The 19,509-nt window shown below is 69.2% G+C and carries 18 protein-coding genes and 4 pseudogenes; 9 read left to right on the top strand and 13 right to left on the bottom strand.

Features of this window, described 5'->3' with window-relative positions:
• Nucleotides 1-56: 56 nt before the first annotated feature.
• The 3 genes from pstB to phoB are packed head-to-tail and all read left to right on the top strand — an operon-like array spanning nt 57 to nt 2,325.
• The gene (gene pstB, locus CSEG_RS19365) at nt 57-899 is read left to right on the top strand and encodes a phosphate ABC transporter ATP-binding protein PstB (RefSeq protein WP_083778506.1); all 843 of its coding nucleotides are present in this window, start codon (nt 57-59) and stop codon (nt 897-899) included.
• Nucleotides 900-921: 22 nt separating this feature from the next.
• The gene (phoU, locus tag CSEG_RS19360) at nt 922-1,614 is read left to right on the top strand and encodes a phosphate signaling complex protein PhoU (RefSeq protein ID WP_013080925.1); all 693 of its coding nucleotides are present in this window, start codon (nt 922-924) and stop codon (nt 1,612-1,614) included.
• A gap of 18 nt (nt 1,615-1,632) precedes the next feature.
• The gene (gene phoB, locus CSEG_RS19355; RefSeq protein ID WP_013080924.1) at nt 1,633-2,325 is read left to right on the top strand and encodes a phosphate regulon transcriptional regulator PhoB; all 693 of its coding nucleotides are present in this window, start codon (nt 1,633-1,635) and stop codon (nt 2,323-2,325) included.
• A gap of 62 nt (nt 2,326-2,387) precedes the next feature.
• Here the strand turns inward: phoB and CSEG_RS19350 are convergent, their stop codons facing one another.
• The 3 genes from CSEG_RS19350 to CSEG_RS19340 form a co-directional block, all read right to left on the bottom strand.
• Nucleotides 2,388-4,052, bottom strand: a complete 1,665-nt coding sequence (locus tag CSEG_RS19350; RefSeq protein ID WP_013080923.1) for an ATP-binding protein — start codon at nt 4,050-4,052, stop codon at nt 2,388-2,390.
• A 143-nt stretch (nt 4,053-4,195) separates the two neighbouring features.
• The gene (locus CSEG_RS19345; RefSeq protein ID WP_013080922.1) at nt 4,196-5,002 is read right to left on the bottom strand and encodes a LytTR family DNA-binding domain-containing protein; all 807 of its coding nucleotides are present in this window, start codon (nt 5,000-5,002) and stop codon (nt 4,196-4,198) included.
• A gap of 23 nt (nt 5,003-5,025) precedes the next feature.
• On the bottom strand, nt 5,026-5,709 hold the full coding sequence (locus CSEG_RS19340) for a DUF2306 domain-containing protein (protein WP_013080921.1): 684 nt from the start codon (nt 5,707-5,709) through the stop codon (nt 5,026-5,028).
• Nucleotides 5,710-5,822: 113 nt separating this feature from the next.
• Here CSEG_RS19340 and purD point away from each other — a divergent pair, with 113 nt between their 5' ends.
• From purD to CSEG_RS19325, 4 genes and pseudogenes are all read left to right on the top strand, one after another.
• Complete coding sequence (gene purD, locus CSEG_RS19335; protein ID WP_013080920.1) at nt 5,823-7,106, top strand: phosphoribosylamine--glycine ligase; 1,284 nt, start codon at nt 5,823-5,825, stop codon at nt 7,104-7,106.
• A gap of 183 nt (nt 7,107-7,289) precedes the next feature.
• Nucleotides 7,290-7,811 (top strand): annotated as a pseudogene (locus CSEG_RS23470) (phosphotransferase); the annotation flags it as partial.
• Nucleotides 7,812-7,884: 73 nt separating this feature from the next.
• Nucleotides 7,885-8,109, top strand: a pseudogene (locus tag CSEG_RS23825) (phosphotransferase); the annotation flags it as partial.
• Between the two features lie 274 nt (nt 8,110-8,383).
• The gene (locus CSEG_RS19325) at nt 8,384-9,685 is read left to right on the top strand and encodes a metal-dependent hydrolase family protein (protein WP_013080918.1); all 1,302 of its coding nucleotides are present in this window, start codon (nt 8,384-8,386) and stop codon (nt 9,683-9,685) included.
• A 129-nt stretch (nt 9,686-9,814) separates the two neighbouring features.
• On the opposite strand, the gene lpxK is transcribed toward CSEG_RS19325, so the two are convergent.
• The 5 genes from lpxK to CSEG_RS19300 are packed head-to-tail and all read right to left on the bottom strand — an operon-like array spanning nt 9,815 to nt 15,593.
• Nucleotides 9,815-10,822: a tetraacyldisaccharide 4'-kinase gene (gene lpxK, locus CSEG_RS19320; RefSeq protein WP_013080917.1), complete on the bottom strand. Its 1,008-nt coding sequence runs from the start codon at nt 10,820-10,822 to the stop codon at nt 9,815-9,817.
• A complete protein-coding gene (locus CSEG_RS19315) occupies nt 10,819-12,063 on the bottom strand; it encodes a 3-deoxy-D-manno-octulosonic acid transferase (RefSeq protein ID WP_013080916.1) in 1,245 nt (414 codons plus the stop codon). Before CSEG_RS19315 ends, lpxK begins: the two co-directional genes overlap by 4 nt.
• Nucleotides 12,064-12,072: 9 nt before the next feature.
• Nucleotides 12,073-13,074 carry a cation diffusion facilitator family transporter gene (locus CSEG_RS19310; RefSeq protein ID WP_013080915.1) on the bottom strand — a complete coding sequence of 334 codons (1,002 nt, stop codon included), beginning with the start codon at nt 13,072-13,074 and terminating at the stop codon, nt 12,073-12,075.
• A 30-nt stretch (nt 13,075-13,104) separates the two neighbouring features.
• Complete coding sequence (locus CSEG_RS19305) at nt 13,105-13,803, bottom strand: lysophospholipid acyltransferase family protein (RefSeq protein WP_013080914.1); 699 nt, start codon at nt 13,801-13,803, stop codon at nt 13,105-13,107.
• Nucleotides 13,800-15,593, bottom strand: a complete 1,794-nt coding sequence (locus CSEG_RS19300; protein WP_013080913.1) for an ABC transporter ATP-binding protein — start codon at nt 15,591-15,593, stop codon at nt 13,800-13,802. Before CSEG_RS19300 ends, CSEG_RS19305 begins: the two co-directional genes overlap by 4 nt.
• A gap of 144 nt (nt 15,594-15,737) precedes the next feature.
• Here CSEG_RS19300 and CSEG_RS19295 point away from each other — a divergent pair, with 144 nt between their 5' ends.
• Both CSEG_RS19295 and CSEG_RS23460 read left to right on the top strand, forming a co-directional pair.
• The gene (locus tag CSEG_RS19295; RefSeq protein WP_013080912.1) at nt 15,738-16,403 is read left to right on the top strand and encodes a tyrosine-protein phosphatase; all 666 of its coding nucleotides are present in this window, start codon (nt 15,738-15,740) and stop codon (nt 16,401-16,403) included.
• A 4-nt stretch (nt 16,404-16,407) separates the two neighbouring features.
• Nucleotides 16,408-16,521, top strand: a pseudogene (locus CSEG_RS23460) (hypothetical protein); the annotation flags it as partial.
• Nucleotides 16,522-16,529: 8 nt separating this feature from the next.
• On the opposite strand, the gene CSEG_RS19290 reads toward CSEG_RS23460, so the two are convergent.
• The 5 genes and pseudogenes from CSEG_RS19290 to CSEG_RS19275 form a co-directional block, all read right to left on the bottom strand.
• On the bottom strand, nt 16,530-16,766 hold the full coding sequence (locus CSEG_RS19290) for a DUF4170 domain-containing protein (protein WP_167535143.1): 237 nt from the start codon (nt 16,764-16,766) through the stop codon (nt 16,530-16,532).
• Between the two features lie 20 nt (nt 16,767-16,786).
• Nucleotides 16,787-17,566, bottom strand: a complete 780-nt coding sequence (locus CSEG_RS19285; protein ID WP_013080910.1) for a 3'(2'),5'-bisphosphate nucleotidase CysQ — start codon at nt 17,564-17,566, stop codon at nt 16,787-16,789.
• The gene (locus CSEG_RS19280) at nt 17,563-18,894 is read right to left on the bottom strand and encodes a TldD/PmbA family protein (RefSeq protein ID WP_013080909.1); all 1,332 of its coding nucleotides are present in this window, start codon (nt 18,892-18,894) and stop codon (nt 17,563-17,565) included. The genes CSEG_RS19285 and CSEG_RS19280 overlap by 4 nt, the downstream gene beginning before the upstream one ends.
• Nucleotides 18,895-18,900: 6 nt before the next feature.
• Nucleotides 18,901-18,987 (bottom strand): annotated as a pseudogene (locus CSEG_RS23820) (hypothetical protein); the annotation flags it as partial.
• Between the two features lie 79 nt (nt 18,988-19,066).
• Nucleotides 19,067-19,468 carry an MAPEG family protein gene (locus CSEG_RS19275; RefSeq protein WP_013080908.1) on the bottom strand — a complete coding sequence of 134 codons (402 nt, stop codon included), beginning with the start codon at nt 19,466-19,468 and terminating at the stop codon, nt 19,067-19,069.
• Nucleotides 19,469-19,509 lie beyond the last annotated feature (41 nt).

The raw sequence follows: 19,509 nt of genomic DNA, 5'->3' as shown, positions 1-19,509 counted from the left end.
TTCACATGACCCAGATCCTGAACCCTCTCGCTCATCCTCTTCTGCGCGGACACGCCATGACCGTCCAAAGCCCCGACGACACCGCCGGCACCCCGGTGATCCAGACCGCCGTGCCTCCGGCCAGCGCCGCCGCCCCGGTTGGCGAGCCCAAGATCAAGGCCCGCGACGTCAAGGTGTTCTACGGCGACAAGCAGGCGCTGTTCGACGTCAACATCGACATCCCGGCCAAGTCCGTGACCGCCTTCATCGGCCCGTCGGGCTGCGGCAAGTCGACCTTCCTGCGCTGCATCAACCGCATGAACGACACGATCCCCTCGGCCCGCGTCGAGGGCTCGATCGAGATCGACGGCGCCGACGTCAACGCTCGCAGCGTCGACCCGGTCGTCCTGCGCTCGCGCGTCGGCATGGTGTTCCAGAAGCCGAACCCGTTCCCCAAGACGATCTTCGAGAACGTCGCCTACGGCCCGCGCATCCACGGCCTGGCCACCGGCAAGGTCGAGCTGGAAGCCATCGTCGAGAGCAGCCTGAAGAAGGCCGGTCTCTGGAACGAAGTCGCCGATCGCCTGCACCAGCCCGGCACGGGCCTCTCGGGCGGTCAGCAGCAGCGCCTCGTGATCGCCCGCGCGATCGCCGTGTCGCCCGAAGTGATCCTGATGGACGAGCCCTGCTCGGCCCTCGACCCGATCGCCACCGCCAAGATCGAGGAGCTGATCGACGAGCTGCGCAGCCAGTTCTGCATCGTCATCGTCACCCACTCGATGGCCCAGGCCGCCCGCGTCTCGCAGCGCACGGCCTTCTTCCACCTCGGCAAGCTGGTCGAGAGCGGCCCGACCGAGGAGATGTTCACCAATCCTCGCGACAGCCGCACGCAAGACTACATCACCGGCCGCTTCGGCTGATCCGGCGGGGAGGGACACCAACATGACCGAACATACCGTCAAATCCTACGGCGAAGAGCTGGCCCACCTGACCGCGGAAGTGACGCGGATGGGCGGCATCGCCGAAAGCCAAGTCGCCGACTGCATCGCCGCCATCGCTCGCCGCGACGGCCCGCTGGCCCAGGCCGTGGTCCAGGGCGACGAGCGCCTGGACGCCCTGCAGGCCGAGATCGAGCGCAAGGCCTTCCGCCTGATCGCCCTGCGCCAGCCGATGGCCGTGGACCTGCGCCACGCCGTCGCCGCCCTGAAGATCTCGATGAGCCTGGAACGCTGCGGCGACATGGCCAAGAACATCGGCAAGCGCGCGCTGATCCTGACCGAGGCCGACCCGATGACCGCCCTGACCCGCTCGATCGAGCGGATGGGCAAGCTGGTCCAGGGCCGCCTCAAGGACGTGCTCGACGCCTACACCACCTCGGACCTGCAGCGCGCCATCGGCGTGTGGAGCCGCGACGAGGAAGTGGACGAGCACTACAACTCGATCTTCCGCGAGCTGCTGACCTACATGATGGGCGACCCGCGCACGATCAACGCCTGCGCTCATCTGCTGTTCGTGGCCAAGAACCTGGAACGCATCGGCGACCACGCCACCAACATCGCCGAGATCATCCACTTCGAGCTGACGGGCGAGGAACTGGTGTCCCAGCGTCCCAAGCTCGACGTCGTTGCGCAGTAAGGCTGGAGGCGACCTGAAGTGACTCCCTACGTCCTGGTGGTCGAAGACGAAGACGCCCTGGCCACCCTGCTCCACTACAATCTCGACAAGGAAGGCTACCGCGTCGCCGTCGCCGGCGATGGCGAGGAAGCCCTGACCCTGGCCAGCGAACGCGCGCCGGACCTCGTGATCCTCGACTGGATGCTGCCCAAGGTGTCGGGCATCGAGGTCTGCCGCCGCCTGCGCGGCCGGGCCGAGACCCGCAATGTGCCGATCATCATGCTGACGGCGCGCGGCGAGGAGAGCGATCGCATCCGCGGCCTCGACACCGGCGCCGATGACTACGTGGTCAAGCCGTTCTCGATGGTCGAGCTGACCGCCCGCGTCCGGGCCGTCATGCGCCGCATCCGTCCGGGCCTGGCCGACGACCGCATCACGGTCGGCGACATCGTGATCGACCGCGTCGCCCACCGCGTGAAGCGGAACGGCAAGGAGATCCACCTGGGCCCGACCGAGTTCCGCCTGCTCGACTATCTGATGCAGCACCCGGGCCGGGTGTTCAGCCGCGAACAGCTGCTGGACGCGGTCTGGGGTTCGGACGTCTATGTCGAGGCCCGCACGGTCGACGTCCACATCGGCCGCCTGCGCAAGGCGCTCAACGGCTCGTCCGACGGCGACCCGATCCGCACCGTGCGCTCGGCCGGCTATTCGCTGGACCTGGACGCGGCCTAGAAGACCTCAAGGCTTGGAGGGCCGTCCAAGTCGACCTTGGCCTTGATGTGGGTTCGAGCGTCTCAGCGCTCGGATGCGCTCAAGGCTCCGGCGGCGCGGCCCATCTCGCCCGTTTGGGCCGCCAGCTCCGCCGCCGCGGCGATGCTCTCGAACAGGGCGGCCACCGTGATCGGCTTGGCCAGGTGCAGGTCGGCGCCGGCCTGCAGGCAGGCCTCCACCTGGTGCGGCATGGCGTTCGCGGTCAGGGATATGATTGGGATGCGGCCGCCGTCCTGCGCTTGTTCGCGTGCACGGATGGCGCGGATGGCCGTCAGCCCATCCATCACCGGCATCTGGGTGTCCATCAGAACGATATCGAACGTCTGGCTCTCGAAGGCCTGAAGGGCGACCTCGCCGTTCTCGACCACGACCAAGTCGGCGGTCTCGCCCAGCATCAACTCGACCACGCGCTGGTTGGTGGGATGATCCTCGGCGAACAGCACGCGAAGCCGCTCGATTGGCGGCGTGGGCGCGGCGCGGCGGACCGGCGCTGGCGCCTCGGCCTGCGCCGGCGCGAGCCGGGCGGTGAAGCGGAAGGTCGCGCCCTCGCCCGGCGTCGATTGGCAAGTGATGTCGCCGTCCATGAGTTTCGCGAAGCGCAGGGCGATCGACAGGCCAAGTCCCGACCCGCCAAACCGTCTCGTGATCGAGCCGTCGCCCTGGACGAAGCGCTCGAACAGACTGGCCTGCACCTCGGGCGAGAAGCCTTCGCCGCTATCCTCGACCTCGACCGTCAGCTCGACGGCGCCGTCCTGAGCCCGACGGGTCTCGGCGCGGACGGCCACGCCGCCCTCGTTGGTGAACTTCACCGCATTGCTGATCAGGTTGTTGACGATCTGGCTCAGCTTCAGGGCGTCGCCGACGACGCGGTCCTGGAAGCCCGGCCCGAAGTCGAGCGAGAAGGTCAGGCCCTTCTGGTGCGCCAGGCCTTCGAAAGTGGCCGCCGACGCTCCGATACTGGTGCGAAGGCTGAACGGGGCGGTTTCCACCTCGACTTCGCCGGCCTCAACCTTGGCCAGGTCGAGAATGTCGCTGAGCAGCGCGTTGAGCACGCGGCCCGAGTTCAGGATCACGTCCATCATCTCGCGCTGGCGGGCGGTAAGCTCGGTCTGCGCCAGCACCTGCGCCATGCCCAACACGCCGTTCAGCGGCGTGCGGATTTCGTGGCTCATATTGGCCAGGAATTCGGTTTTGGCGATGCTGGCGGCTTGGGCGCTTTGCAGCGCGGCCTCCAGCGCCGCGGCGGACTTCTTTCGCTCGGTGATGTCCTCGCTGACGATCAGCAGCAGCTTTTCGTCGCCTTCGCCGGGGATGGCGATCTTCTTGGTCTGCAGCCAGCGGTCGCCGTTGTGCGGCGTGCTGAGCGGCTCCTCGTCGATCACCCAGACGCGATCGCTGTCCAAAACCCTGCGGTCCATCTCGGCGAAAGCGGCCGCTTGGTCGGCGGGGAAGAAATCGGCGTCGCTTCGGCCGATGAGCATCTCGCGTGGAACGCCTAGCAGTTCCTCGCCCGTTCGGTTGATCAGGACGAACCGGCCATCCTTGCCGTCCTTGACCACGAGCATGGCCGGCACGCTCTCGACCACGGCGTCGAGGAACGCGCGGGAGTGCAGGGCCTTGGTCGGGTGGGAGGTGTCCGCGGCGATCACCGAAGCCTGATCTTGGGCGGTGTGTTCGTCTGAGGCCATGCGTAGCGTACGCTCCTTCCGCGCGCGCGGCGTTCCGGCACAGAACGCGAAGTCCACCTTTATTGAACCGCGGAAGCTTAAATAACGCGTTATCTCAATACCGTTTCACCTGGGCGAGACGATTGGACGCATGGCTTTGCGGTCTAAAGCCCCAGGCGCTCCAGCAGTTCTCGGCGGTAGGTGCGGCTGGTCACGACCTCCGCGCCGCTTTCCATCGTCAGCCGCCAGGAGCCGTCGGACAGCGGCGCGAAGGCGCGCACGCGAGCCAGATTGACCAAGGCCGAACGGTGGCAGCGGGCGAACAGCTTGGGGTCCAGGCGCTCCTCGAGCGCCTGCAGGGTGCTGCGCAGCAGACCCTCCCGATCCGACCAGTGGACGACCACGTAGTTGTCGGCGGCGCCGAACCATTCGACGTCGGCGATCTCCACCGGCACCCGCCGCGCTCCGCTCATCACGATCAGCCGCTCCTCCAGCGGCGAGGGGACGGCGCGCGCCAGGGCCTGGCGGGCCTGGTCGAGCGCGATCTCCAGCGCGTGGGCCCGCGCCCGCTCGTTGTGGGCGCGGCGATGATGCGCCGCGGCGAGGCCGATCGCGACGATCGCCGTGTAGAGTAGCAGGCTGATAGGCAGGCGCGCCAGGGTGCGGGCGGCGATCGTCGCTGAGCCGGATGCGAACGCGTTGTCGATCAGCGCCGAGGTCAGCGACTCCAGCGGCACGATCAGCGCGCCGGTCAGGTAAAGCGCCAGGTGGCCTATGGCGCCGCTGCCGTATCGGCGCAGCAGCAACCAGACGATCGCCGCCGCGGGTAGCCAGACGGCGTAGATCGCGCCTTGCCAGACCAGGGAATCCAGGACGCTCAGGTCCCGATCCTGGTTCGCCGCGAAACGCCGGGCGAACCAGGCCGCGCAGAGCGTCGTGGCCGCCCAGCTATAGGCTGTGAAGGCCAGCATCCAGGTCTGTGTCTGGATCCGCTTCAGGCGGCCGCCAGTCGCCGCTGGCGTTTCCTGTCCAGGATCAGGACCGCGATCCAGATCACGGCCATCGGTTGAAACAACAAGGTCGGCCAGAGCTGGCTCCAAGGGGTTGGCAAGAAGGTCAGGACGTTACCCGAAAACGCGCTGATCACGGCGCCATAAGCCGAGAGCATTTTTAAGACGTGCTCGTAGCGCCAGAGAGACGGGCTGAAAGGCCACGCCATCGGCCGCAAGAAACGCCAGAGATCCCAGCCGCCGTAGGTGAGGGCGGCGTAGACCAGCGCGGCGCTGACCGCCGCCTTGCCGCCCGTGCGTCCCTGCGTGATCAAAAGCAGGACCCAGGCCCCGATGGCCAGCACCGCCAAGGTGGCGATCCAGTCCAGAAGCTTGGCGCGCTGGCGTGGATCAAGGTCCGGGCGCTTGCGGCTCAGGACCCGCACGCCCGAGAACAGAGTGATGGTCGCCGTCGCCGACAGGGCGGCGAAATAGGCGTTGAAGCGCAGCAGGGTCATGACCCAGGCGGCGGCCAGCAACACGCTCATCAGCGTCACGAACAGGCGGCCCGACCATCGATGGAGCCGCGAGCCCTTGCGACTGAGGATCGGGACCAGGCCGACGGCGACCAGCAGGAAGCCCGTGGCGATGTGCACGGCGAGCGCGGGGAAGAAGACCAACTTGTCCATACCGTCCGCCTAGCGGCGTGTGGCCTGGGCGCGAGCGGAATGGGGCGAATGGCGGCGGACGGGGGCGAGCCATGGCTTGACCCGGCGGCGGGCGCGCGTCACACCCCGCGCTCATGGAAAAGCTGACCATCCTCCTCGTCGGGTCCGGCGGCCGCGAGCACGCCCTGGCCTGGAAGATCGCCCAATCGCCGCTGTGCGGCCGCCTCGTCGCCGCCCCCGGCAATCCGGGCATTGGCAAGGTCGCCGAGCTCAAGGCCGTCAAGGCCACCGACGCCGACGGCCTTGTGGCCCTGGCCCAGGAGATCGGCGCGGACCTGGTGGTGGTCGGCCCGGAGTCGGCGCTCGAGGTCGGTCTCGCCGACAAGCTGGCCCAGGTCGGCATTCCCTGTTTCGGCGGCAGCCAGCGCGCGGCCCAGCTGGAGACGTCCAAGGCCTTCACCAAGGACTTCTGTCAGCGCCACGGCCTGCCCACGGCGGCCTACGGCGTGTTCGAGAACGCGGCTTCGGCCGGCGCCTTCCTCGACACCCTGGAGGCGCCGTTCGTGATCAAGGCCGACGGCCTGGCGGCGGGCAAGGGCGTGGTGATCGCCGCGACCCGCGCCGAGGCCGACGCCGCGGTGCTCGACATGCTGGGCGGCCGCTTCGGCTCGGCCGGCGCGCGCGTGGTGATCGAGGAGTTCATGCACGGCGAGGAGGCCTCGCTGTTCGCGGTCTGCGACGGCAAGACCGCGGTGCTGTTCGGCGCGGCCCAGGACCACAAGCGCGCCTATGACGGCGACGAGGGCCCCAACACCGGCGGCATGGGCACCTATTCGCCGCCGCCGGTCCTGACCCAGGCCCTGATCGACCAAGCCTGGCGCGAGCTGATCGTCCCCACCGTCGAGGGCATGGCCGCCGAAGGCAATCCGTATGTCGGCGTGCTCTACGCCGGCCTGATGCTGACGTCCACGGGCCCCAAGCTCGTCGAATACAACGCCCGCTTCGGCGATCCCGAGTGCCAGACCCTGATGCTGCGCCTCCAGAGCGACATCGTCCCGATCCTGCTGGCGGCGGCGAAGGGCGAGTTGGCCTCGGCCGAACCGCCGAAGTGGCGGGACGAGGCGGCGATCTGCGTGGTGTTGGCGGCCGAGGGTTATCCCGACTCCCCCAAGACCGGCGGTCGCATCCAGGGCGCCGACGCCGACTTCGGCGGCGAGGTCGTGGTCTTCCACGCCGGCACGACCCGTGAGTTCGAGGGGCGCCTCGTCGCCTCGGGCGGCCGGGTGCTGAACGTCTGCGCCCTCGGCGTCACGCTGAGCGAAGCTCGCGACCTCGCTTACGCGGCGCTGGGCAGCATCAGCCTGGAAGGCGGCTTCTATCGCCGCGACATCGGCTGGCGGGCGCTGAAGGGCTCCTAAATCCTCCCACCAGCGGGGGAGGTGGCCTGTAGGGCCGGAGGGGGACGTTCTGTGGAGCCTGTCTCTTCGCCCTCCGTCGTCCCTTCGAGCCGACACCTCCCCCTAGGGGGAGGATCTTTGGGTTGCGCGGCGCTCGCCACCCTCTAAACTCCCTTTCAAACAAGCGTTGGGGAGAAGCGCGCCATGGCCGAAGCCACCGAACAGTCCGCCCAGGATCTGAACTCGGGCACCAAGCCGGTCGACCCGCGCCACGCGATCGACGAGGTCAAGCTGGCCGCCTGGCTTGAAGCCAATGTCGAGGGCTACGCCGGCCCGCTGGAAGTGCGCCAGTTCAAGGGCGGCCAGTCGAACCCGACCTACCAGCTGGTCACCCCGACGCGGAAATACGTCCTCCGCCGCAAGCCGCCGGGCAAGCTGCTGCCCAGCGCCCACGCGGTCGACCGCGAGTACAAGGTGATCTCCAGCCTGAACAAGGCCGACTTCCCGGTCGCCAAGGCCTACGCGCTGTGCATGGACGAGGACGTCATCGGCACGATCTTCTACGTGATGGAGAACGTCGAGGGCCGCATCCTGTGGGACGGGACCCTGCCCGACTACGCCTCGGCCGAGCGCCGCGCGATCTACGAGGCGCAGAGTCGACACCCTGGCCGCCCTGCACAACGTCGACTACGCGGCCGTGGGCCTGGCCGACTACGGCAAGCCCGGCAACTACTTCACCCGCCAGATCGACCGCTGGACCAAGCAATACAAGGCCAGCGAAACCACGCCGATCCCGGAGATGGACCGGCTGATCGACTGGCTGGCCAAGACAGTGCCGGCCGACGACCAGACCTCGATCGTCCATGGCGACTATCGTCTCGACAACATGATCCTGCACCCGACCGAGCCGCGCGTGATCGCGGTGCTGGATTGGGAACTGTCGACCCTGGGCAATCCGCTGGCCGACTTCAGCTACTTCCTGATGAACTGGGTGATGCCGTCCGACCAGCGCGGCGGTCTGTCGGGAATCGAGGATCTGGAGACCTACGGCATCCCGACCATCCCCCAGGCCGTCGAGCGCTACTGCAACGCCACCGGCCGCGACGGCCTGCCCGAGCTGGACTGGTATTTCAGCTACAACCTCTTCAGACTGGCCGGCATCTGCCAGGGCATCGTCGGCCGGGTCCGTGACGGCACCGCCGCCAGCGCCCATGCGCAGCTGATGGAGGCGCGCGCGTGCCGGTCCTGGCCAAGGGGGCCTGGGACTTCGCGCGCAAAGCGGGGGCTTGAGGGGTTCTATGAAACGACTGCTGTCGGGCGCGTGCGCCCTGGTTCTGACCGGGGCGCTGAGCGGCGTCGCGTGCGCCCAGAACGCGCCAAAGGAGACCGTCTTTGTCCAGGCCGGCCGCCTGCTGGCCGATCCCGCCACGGGCAAGGTCGAGACGGCCAAGACCCTGGTGCTGGAAAACGGCAAGGTCGTCCGCATCGTCGACGGCTATGTCGCCGAGCCGGGCGGCAAGGTCGTCGACCTGAAGGACAGCTTCGTCCTGCCGGGTCTGATCGACAGCCACGTTCACCTGACGGGTCAGCAAGGGCCGACCTCGCGCCTCGACGAGGTGACCCAGTCATCCGCCGACCAGGCGATGATCGGGGCCGGCTATGCGCGCAAGACGCTGATGGCGGGCTTCACCACGGTCGCGGACCTCGGCGCCGAGAACCAGGCGATCTTCGCGTTGCGCAGCGGGATCAAGCGTGGCGACGTGGCGGGGCCCCGCATCATCGCCGCCGGCTCGGCGGTGTCGATCCACGGCGGCCATGGCGATATCAACGGCTATTCCGATGAGGTCATGCACGTGCTTCGGCCGACTTCGGTCTGCTCGGGCGCCGACGACTGCCGCCGCGCTACGCGCGAGCAGGTCTGGCACGGCGCCGACATCATCAAGATCACCGCCACCGGCGGCGTGCTCTCCAACACCGCCGCGGGCCTGGCCCAGCAGTTCTCGGACGACGAGCTGAAGGCCATTGTCGACGCCGCCCACAAGATGGGCCGCAAGGTCACCGCCCACGCCCACGGCGTCGACGGCATTAACAGCTTCCTGCGGGCCGGCGGCGACTCGATCGAGCACGGCACCTATCTCGACGCCGAGAGCATCGCCCTTTTCAAGAAAAACGGCGGCTATCTGGTCCCGACCCTGATGGCCGGCGACTTCGTCTACCGGATCGCTTCGGGGCCGAACAACTTCCTGACCCCCGCCCAGACCGCCAAGGCCTTGGACGCAGGGCCCAAGATGCTGGCCATGGCCCGCCGCGCCCACGAGGGCGGGGTCAAGATCGCCTTCGGCACCGACACCGGCGTCTCGGCTCACGGCGACAACGCCGGCGAGTTCGCCCTGCTGGTCAAGGCCGGCCTGACGCCGCTGGAGGCGATCCAGACCGCCACGGTCAACGCCGCCGACCACTTCTCGCTGTCCAGCGAAATCGGCAGCCTGGCGCCCGGCAAGGCGGCGGACCTGGTCGCCGTAAAGGGCGACCCGCTGAAGGACGTCACCGAGCTGCAGCGGGTGACGTCGGTGATCAAGGGCGGGGTGGTTTATAAGTAGGGGTCTGATAGATGCTCCCCCGCGATGCGGGGGAGCTGTCGCGGAGCGACTGAGGGGGCGAACGGGGCGGACGCCGCATTAGCCCCCTCCGGCCCTCTGGGCCACCTCCCCCGCAGCGCGGGGGAGGATCTATAGCCCCGCCTTGGCCAGCAACTCCTCCAGCGCCGCCTCGTCGTCGAAGCGGGCGCGGACGGGCCAGGGGGTGACGCGCGCGCGCCAGGCGGGCGGCAGGCGGATCCAGTCCTTTTCGGTGGTGACCAGGCCCGCGTCATAGGCCTTGGCGCGGTCGGCCAGCATCTTCAGCGTCGCCTCGTCATAGGCGCCGTGGTCGGGGAAGGGGGCGAAGTCCACGAGCTGGCAGCCGGCGGCGGTCAGGGCCTTCTCGACCTTCCAGGGCTTGCCGACGCCGGCGAAGCCGACCTGCGGGCCTTCGGGTACAGGCGCGGCGGCCTCCAGCCGCGCGACCAGCACCGGCATGTCGCCGAACGCGACCAGCAGGTCGAAGTCAGGCTGCGGCATGTCGACGGGCAGCAGCACGATCACGGCGTCGGCGCGGGCCAGGCCCACCTTCAGCGGCTCGCGCATGGGGCCGGCGGGGAAGACGCGACCGTCGCCGAACGGCCACTCGCCGCCCCGCGTCTCGCCGTCGACCACCACCAGCGACAGCGCCTTGCGGACGCTGGGGTTCTGGTGGCCGTCGTCCATGACGATCGCGTCGGCGCCTGCGGCCGAGGCGGCGATGGCGCCGGCGGCGCGGTCGCGGGCCACCCACATCGGAAAGTCCTGGGCCAGCATCAGCGGCTCGTCGCCGACCTCGGCGGCCGTGTGGCGCGTGGGGTCGACTCGCACGGGCCCCTTCAGCTTGCCGCCATAGCCGCGCGACAGGCCGTGGGCCTCGACGCCCCGGCGGGTCAGGGTCAGCAGCAGCTCGCGGACGATCGGTGTCTTGCCCGCGCCGCCCATGGTGACGTTGCCGACGCAGATCACCGGCGCGGCGACCTCGGTCGGGATGGTGTTCGCGATCCTGCGCGCGGTCGAGGCCGCCCACAGCCACGAGATCGGAGTCAGCAGGGCGCGCGTCAGCGGGGCGGGGCCGCCGCTCTTCACGTACCACCAGCGGGGCGTGCCGAGTTTCATGGGACGAGCTCGATAATGCGAGAGAGGCCCGCGCGCGCCTCGGCGTCGCGGGCGTCGACATAGTTCCGAGCGCGGGTGGCGCGTTCGCGGGCGGCTTCGGGGGCGGCGAGGTCGGCGGCCAGGGCTGCTCCGAGCCCTTCCGGCGAGGTCATCACGACGCCGCGCGCGTCTTCGAGCCCCGCAAAGGCCGAGACCCAGTTCTCGACGAACAGGCCGCTGATCGCCGGGCAATCCAGCCGAGCGGCCTCCAGCGGGTTGTGGCCGCCGATGTCGGGAACGAGGCTGCCGGCGATGACGGCGGTCCCGGCCAGGCGAAACCACAGACCCATCTCGCCAAGGGTGTCGGCGACCACGACGTCGGCGCGCTCGCCCGGGGCCTGACTGCGCAAGGCGACGGAGAGCCCGCGCGCCCGAGCCAGGGCGACGATCGTGGGACCGCGCTCGACGTGACGCGGCGCCAGCACCACCGGCGGCCGATCGGTCAGGCCGGCGACGGCGTCCAGGGCGATCTCGTCCTCGCCCGGATGGGTGCTGGCGATCAGCAGGGGCGGGCGTGGGAAGCGCGCGCGCTCGACGGCGAGGGCCGGCTCGTCGACCGGCAGCGGCGCGGCGCCGAACTTCAGGTCGGCCTCGCCGGCGACCTGGGCCCCCAGGGCCTCGAAGCGGTCATGAGCGCGGGCGTCCTGGGCCAGGATCAGGTCGAAGCTCGACAGCAGCTGGCGGGCGGCTTCGGGGCGCTTGCTCCAGCGGGCGAAGCTTCGGTCCGACAGCTTGGCCGAGACCAGGGCCAGGCGGGTTCCGGCGGCCTTGGCCTCCAGCAGCAGGTTCGGCCACAGCTCGCTCTCGACGAAGACGGCCAGGTTGGGCTTCCAGCGGGCGATGAAGCGCCGCGCCGCGCCCGGGGCGTCAACGGGGACGTACTGGTGGATCGCACCGGCGGGCAGACGCTTGGCCAGCAGGACCGCTGAGGTGGTGGTGCCGGAGGTGACCAGGACCATGACCTCGGGGCGCTCGGCGCGCAGGCGCTCGACCAGCGGCAGGATAGACAGGCTCTCGCCGACGCTGGCGCCGTGCAGCCAGACCAGCGGGCCGCTCGGGCGCGAGTGCGCGCTCCGTCCCAGACGTTCGGCCAAACGCGCGGGGTCTTCCTTGCCCTGGCGGGCGCGGCGGGTCAGCAGCGCGGGCGCTATGGGTTCGAGCAGGCCCGTGGCGGCCCGGTAGAGGCCCAGGGACAGGGTCACACTACGCCCCTAGACCACATCGGCTGGCGCCAGGCGGCAGGCGTGCGCCCCATGGCTGGTCTCGACCTGGATGGTCACGTGGCCGATGTTGAACTTGCTGGCCAGCTCCGAGCAGGCCTCGTGCAGGAACTGGTCGTGGCCTTCGTCCAGCGGCCGAACGACGTGAGCGGTCAGGGCGTTCTCGGTCGTGCTCATCGCCCAGATGTGCAGGTCATGGACCTCGGACACGCCCGGGCGGGCGGCGAGCCACGCGCGCACCTTGGCGGGATCGATGCCGCGCGGCGCGGCGTCTAGGGCAAGGTCCAGCGAGTCGCGCAACAGGCCCCAGGTGCCCAGCACGATGACGGCGACGATGGCCAGGCTGACCACCGGATCCAGCCACAGAAAGCCGGTCAGGCTCATGGCGAAGGCGGCGACCACGACGCCGGCCGACACGGCGGCGTCGGCGGCCATGTGCAGGAAGGCGCCTCGGACGTTCAGGTCCTCCTTCGAGCCCTTCATGAACATCAAGGCCGTGGCGGTGTTGATGGCGATGCCGACGGCGGCGACGATCATGACCGGTCCGGTCTCGATCGGTTGCGGATCGGCGAAGCGGCGGACGGCCTCCCAGGCGATCGCGCCGACGGCGACCAGCAGCAGGGCGGCGTTGGCCAGCGAGGCCAGGATCGTGCCCTTGCGCAGGCCGTAGGTCCGGCGAAGGCTGGGGGCGCGCTTGGCCAGCACCGCCGCCCCCCAGGCCATCAGCAGGCCCAGCACGTCGGACAGATTGTGGCCGGCGTCGGCCAGCAGGGCCAGCGATCCGGTGATCAGGCCCGCGGCCGCCTCGACGACCACGAAGCCCAGGTTCAGCGCGGTGCCGATCGCGAAGGCGCGGCCGAAGTCCTTGGGCGCGTGGCTGTGCCCGTGATGGCCGTGGCCGTGATGATGACCGTGACCGTGCGCATGATCATGATCGTGGTGATCATGGTCATGATCGTGGTGGTGCGCGTGTCCGGGGTGATCGTGAGCCATGGCCCTACATCCCACCAAGCATGAGCCGGATCAATCTTCGACCAGGGCTTCGGCCCGCCGGGTGACGGCCGAAAGGCGCGCGGCCCAGGACTCGACCAGCTGGTCGGGGTCGTCGCCGCGTCCCGCGCCGGTCGGCCCGTCCCAGACCATGGCGGCCTTGGCGAAGGGCAGGGGGATCATGGTCTGGTCCCACGAGCCCAGACGGATGCAGGGCTTGGCGGCGAGGCCCACGAAGATCACCGGCGCGCCGGTGACGCGGGCCAGGGACGGCGTGCCCTTTTCCATGTGTTCGGCTGGGCCGCGCGGACCGTCGGGCGTGATGGCGATCCCGCCGCCGTCCTTCACCCACTTGACCATGTCGCGGAAGGCCTGCTCGCCGTGCTTGTTCTTGGCCAGATCGGTCTTCTTGGCCGACGAGCCGCGGATCGCCGGGAAGCCCAGCTTCTCGACCGTGCGAGCGATGAACTCGCCGTCGTTGGAGCGCGAGATCAGGGCGCGCATGTCCTGGCGCTCCGGGCTCTGCGGCCAGCTCAGCGGCGACATCGGGATGCGCGAGTGCCAGAAACAGAGGATCGCCCCGACGCCGGTCTCGCGGCCTTTGGCCCACACGGCCTGCGCCTGCTCGCGACCTTCCTCGGTCATGCGCAGGGTCTTGAAGACGAGCTTCAAATAGCCGGCGAAGATCGAGGAGAGCAGCCAGATCACGAACGGCGAACGCAGGGGCCTCAAGCGTCGCCCTCCAGGACCGGCGCGTCCGGAACGTGATCGAGGTCTTGGGCCTTGGCCAAACGGGCATAAAGCCCGCCCGCCTGGACGAGCTCGGCGTGCGCGCCGATCTCGACCACGCGGCCCTTGTCGATGACATAGATGCGGTCGGCGTTCTTCACGGTCGACAGGCGGTGGGCGATCAGGATCGTCGTGCGGCCGGCCATCAGTCGCTCCAGCGCCGCCTGCACCTGGGCCTCGCTCTCGGTGTCCAGCGCGCTGGTGGCTTCGTCCAGCAGCAGGATGGGGGCGTTCTTCAGGAAGGCGCGGGCGATGGCGATGCGCTGGCGCTGGCCGCCGGAAAGACGGGTTCCCGCCTCGCCCACGGGGGTGTCGTAGCCCTCCGGCAGGGCCAGGATGAAATCGTGCGCCGCGGCCTGGCGGGCGGCGGCCTCGATCTCCAGCTGGCTGGCGCCGGGGCGGGCGTAGGCGATGTTGGCGCGGACGGTGTCGTCGAACAGGAACGGCTCCTGGGTGACCAGCGCGATGCGGTCGCGCAAGCTGGCCAGAGTGACTGTGCGAACATCGTGGCCGTCGATGGTCACCGCCCCGCCGTTCACGTCGTAGAAGCGCGGGATCAGGTTCAGGATCGAGCTCTTGCCTCCGCCCGACGGGCCGACCAAAGCCACGGTCTCGCCCTGGCGCGCCTCGAGCGAGACGTCCGACAGGGCCGGGATGTCGGCGCCGTACGAGAAGGTGACGTGGCTCAGGGCGATGGCGCTGTCGCCGGCCGGCAGCGGCCTGGCGTCGACCGGATCGACGATCGTCGGCTCGACGTCGAGCGCGGCGAACAGCCGGCGCGCGCCGGTGAAGCCCTCGCTGAACACCGTCTGCAGGTTGGCGACCTGACGCAGCGACTGCAGGGCCATCGCCAGGGCCGCCAGGAAGGCCGAGAAGTCCCCCGCGCTCATCTGGCCCATGGTGGCGCGCCAGCCGGCATAGGCCAGCACGCCGGCGGTGATCAGGGCGCCGAAGGTCTCGGTAGCCGGGGCGGCCATGGCCTTGGCGTTGGAGCCTTTGATCAGGTGACGCTGACGGCGCTCGATCACGGCGGCGACGCGGCCCTCTTCATAGGCCTCGCGGTTCTCCATCTTGACGATCTTGACGCCGTCCAGGCTCTCCATGATCGCGGTGGAGAGGTTGGAGGTCTCGCCCATGGCGCCCTTGGCGGCCTTGGTCGTCTTCTTCGAAAAGCGCCGGATGAACAGGCTGGAGACGGGGCCGATGATCAGGACGCCACAGGCCAGCGGCCAGTCCAGCTGGAACATGACCACCAGGGCGCCGACGACCGTCAGGAATTCGCGGGTGTAGTTGACCACGCCGCTGGTCGCGGCCTCGCGGATCAGGGTCGCGTCATACAGCATCGACGAGACGTACGAGCCCGAGTGCGCCCCTCGCAGGCGCGCCAGGTCCGAGCGCATCAGCCTGCCGAACAGCCGCAGCTGCATGTCGCCGACGACGCCGTTGCCGATGCGGTTGATCGAGGTGGTCTGCAAGACCTGGAAGACGCCACGGCTGACCGCGATGATCGCGATCAGCAACGGGATGCGCCACAGCGCGCCGGGCTGGGGATCGGAGATCAAGTGATCGACCGCCGGCTTCAGCACATAGGCGAGGGCGGCGCTCAGTCCCGCGACCGCGACCGCGCAGAGCAAGGCGGCGGCCAGTCGGTTGCGACGGGGCTGCAGGTACTCGCGCCAGATCCGCGCGGCGATGACGCGGTTCGAAAGTTCAGGCGTGTCCTGGGCGGTCATGGGCGAGGGGTCGGATTTCGAGGCGAAGCTGTCAATGACTTCGCGGACGCACTGCCCGCGAAAAGCGACGCCATCGGGGCCGGTTTTGCCTTTCGGGCCGCTCTACCCTACTTAGACCGCGCAATTCGCAAGGATCGTCCCCGCTTGGCCAAGTTCGACCTCACCACGCCCTGGGGCCGGTTCAGGACCTATCTCCACTATCTGTGGAACGACCACGCCTACCTGCGCCTGGGCTTTTCCAACGCCCACTGGATCAGCCCCGAGATGGTCCGCGCCAACCAGCCCTGGCCGTTCCAGCTGGCGTGGTGGAAGAAGCAGGGGATCAAGACGATCGTGAACCTGCGCGGCGGCTTCGACGGCAGCTTCTACGCGCTGGAGAAGGACGCCTGCCAGCGCCTGGGCCTGAACTTCGTCGACTTCACGATCACCTCGCGCGAGGTCCCGATCCGCGAGCGGGTGCGCGGCGCGAAGGAGCTGTTCGAGACGATCGAATATCCGGCCCTGATGCATTGCAAGTCCGGCGCGGACCGGGCGGGGATCATGAGCGTCTTCTACGCCCACTATCGCCTGGGCCAGCCGATCCGCGAGGCGATGAAGCAGCTGGGCCCGCGCTACCTGCACATCAAGCACGGCAACACCGGCGTGCTGGACTACGTGTTCGAGCAGTACCTGGAGCGCGGGGAGCCCAAGGGCCAGACCTTCAGCGAGTGGGTCGAGAGCGAGGATTACGATCCGGTCGCGATGAAGAAGACCTTCCGCGCCGGGATGCTGGGCAAGGTGCTGACGGACAAGATCTTGCGGCGGGAGTGATCCGTCAAATCCTCCCCCTGTGGGGGAGGCGGCCGAAGGCCGGAGGGGGAGCGCGGGCTCGCCGGCCTCTTCCCCCTCCGTCGGCTTCGCCGACACCTCCCCCGCTAGGGGGAGGATTTTCGGGAGCTAGCCCTCGCTGCTCGGATCCAGCAGCTTGTGGGCGTGGATGATGAAGTAGCGGGCGTGAGCGTTGTCGACCGTGGCCTGGGCCTTGGCCTTCCAGGCCTTGTGGGCCTCGTCGTAGTTCGGATAGGCGCCGACGAACTCGACCTTAGACAGGTCGCGGAATTCGATGCCGGCGACGTCCTTCAGTTCACCGCCGATGACGATATGAAGAAGCTGCTTATCGGGCATTTGGAGCAAGTTCCTGCGAGGAATTGGTTTTATGGCAGCTCGATATGCCCGACGCGGTTAAGGATCAATGGCGCTAGCGCCTGATTGGCGCAAACTAGGCTCGGAACCAGCGGAACGGGGCGATTATAGGCGAAAGCGTGGCCTTTGTGATCGCTGAGCGTGGCGCCGGCGCGGCGGACGATCAGGTCGGCGGCGGCGAGGTCCCATTCGCTCTTGGGGGATAGGGCCACCGCCGCGTCGAAAGCGCCCGAGGCCACCAGGCACATGCGGTAGGCGATCGAGTTGCGGCTTTCGATCCGCATCTCCGGCCACGGCTCGTGCCAGGCCGGGTGCGCGAACATCTTGGCGTCGCCCAGCATCGCCGCGCCAAGCAGCTGGTCGGTGGCGCTGGGCGCGATCGGGGCGCCGTTCAGGGTGGCGGGGCCTTCCAGCGTGGCGGCGTAGGTCTCGGAGAGGGCCGGGGCGTGGACCACGCCGGCGATCGGCTGGCCGTCCTCGACGATGGCGATCGAGACCGCGAACCACGGCTTGTTCTTCATGAAGGCCACGGTGCCATCGATCGGGTCGACGACGAACTGGCGGCGCGTGGCCAGGCGCGTCGGGTCGTCGGCGGTCTCCTCCGACAGCCAGCCATAGTCGGGCCGCGCCGACTTGAGCTCCAGTTTCAACAGGGTGTCGACGGCGAGGTCGGCGTCGGTGACGGGCGAGCCGCCGGGCTTGGACCAGATCTTCAGGCCGCTCTCGCGCGCGGTGAGCGCCAGCTCCCCCGCCTGCTGAGCGGCTTCCAGGATCAGGTCCAGGTCGTTCATTTGCCTGCGATCGCCAGGGCGTCGACCAGCAACGAGGGGCTGTTGCTGGCGCCGCGCAGTTCGAGGTCCGAGCCGGGCACGAGGCGGGCGTAGATGTCGATCAAGTTGCCGGCCACGGTGATCTCGGTGACCGGCCCGGTGCTCTCGCCGTTCTCGAACCAGTAGCCGGAGCAGCCGACCGACCAGTCGCCGGTGTTGCCGTTCAGCGAGGGGCCGAACATCGAGGTGACGACGAGGCCGGTCCCGGCGTCCTTCATCAGACTCTTGATGTCCTTCTCGCCCGGCTGGAGGGTCAGGTTGTGGGTCGAGACGCCGGAGGGGCCAGCGAGCCCCCGGGAGGCGTGACCGGTGGTGACGAGGCCCAGCTGCTTGGCCGAGCTGGTGTTCAGCAGCCAGGTGGTCAGCACGCCATCGTCGATCAGGGCGCGCGCTTCCGTCGCCACGCCCTCGTCGTCGAACGGCGCCGAGCCGAGGCCGCGCACGCGGTGCGGGTCCTCCAGCAGATGGACGCCGCGCGCGAAGATCTGCTGCCCTAGCCTGTCCTTCAGGAACGAGGTGCCGCGCGCGATGGACGGACCCGAGATCGCGCCCAGCAGCGGGCCGATCAGGCTCATGGCCAGACGGTTCTCGAAGATCACAGGGGCGGTGGTCGAGGCGATCTTGCGTGGGTCCAGCCGCACCACCGCCTGGCGGCCGGCCTCCATGCCGATATCGCCGGCGGCGGGCAGGTCGCCGAAATGCCGGGTCGAGCGGCCTTCACCGCCGCGCTCCATGCCCGCGCCCTCGCCGGCGATCGCCGAGGCCGAGACCGAGTGGCCGGTGGCCGCGTGGCTGGCGTGGAAGCCTTCGCTGGTGACGAACGCCCAGCGCGACGAGGACCAGGCCGCCGAGCCGCCGTCGGAATTGGTCACGCCCTTGACGGCGCGAGCATGCTCCTCCGCCGTGCGGGCCTGGGTCTCCAGGGTCTCCGCCGTCGGCTCGTAAGGGTCGACGAGGTCGAGTTCGGGATAGGGCGCGCGAGCCAGGCGATCGGCCGGCGCGAGGCTGGCGTAGGGATCCTCGGGCGCCAAACGGGCCATGGCCACGGCGCGCTCGACCAGCTTGGCGCGGGCTTCGGCGGAGACGTCCGAGCCGGAGACCGTGGCGCTGCGCTGGCCGATGAAGACGCGCAGGCCCAGGTCCCGGGCCTCCTCGCGCTCGACCTCTTCCAACTCGCCCAGGCGGACGCTGACGGAGAGCGACTGGCGCTCGGCGAAGACAGCCTCGGCCGCGTCGGCCCCGGCTTTGCGCGCGGCGGCGACCACGTCATGCAACAGGTTTTCGTCCATGCGGTCTTATGGACGACGCGGACGGGCCGGGGCAAGCGTTTCACCCTTCCTCCTCCTCTGGGGGAGGGGGACCGCCGAACGGCGGTGGAGGGGGCTATCGACGCTTCGCGACCCCCTCCCGTCTCGCCGCGTATCCGCGGCGATCCACCTCCCCCTAATGGGAGGAAGAAGGTTAGGCGATCGCCGAGATCAGCAGCGCCACGCCGGCGAAGATGTAGGCCAGCCAGGTGGCGATCATGCCCGCCGCGCGGGGGATCGAGACGCCGCCGCTGTTGGAAAGGCCGATGGCGTGGGTCACGCGGCCGGCGAACAGCAGGAAGCCGACGACGTGGATGGTCAGGGCCGAAGCGCCGGCGACGGCCAGCACGGCCAGGGCCGCGACGCCCGTCGGCACGTATTCGGTGGCGTTGCCGAAGGCGCGGATGGCGCGCGCCAGCTCGGGGATGCCCTCGTCGCCCAGGGCCACCTTGTGCTTCTGGCGCAGACGAACGACCAGCACCGACAGGATCAGCAGAAGGAAGAGGTGCAGGCCGGCCCAGAGGGCGGCCGCGTGGCCGGAAACGATCGTGTCCATGACTCTACAAACCCTATGACGCCGCCCGCCCCCGAGCGGCC

This window comes from Caulobacter segnis ATCC 21756 (assembly GCF_000092285.1).
Taxonomy (GTDB): domain Bacteria; phylum Pseudomonadota; class Alphaproteobacteria; order Caulobacterales; family Caulobacteraceae; genus Caulobacter; species Caulobacter segnis.
The sequence above is the reverse complement of the archived record's forward strand: the minus strand, read 5'-3'. Positions and strand labels throughout refer to the sequence as shown.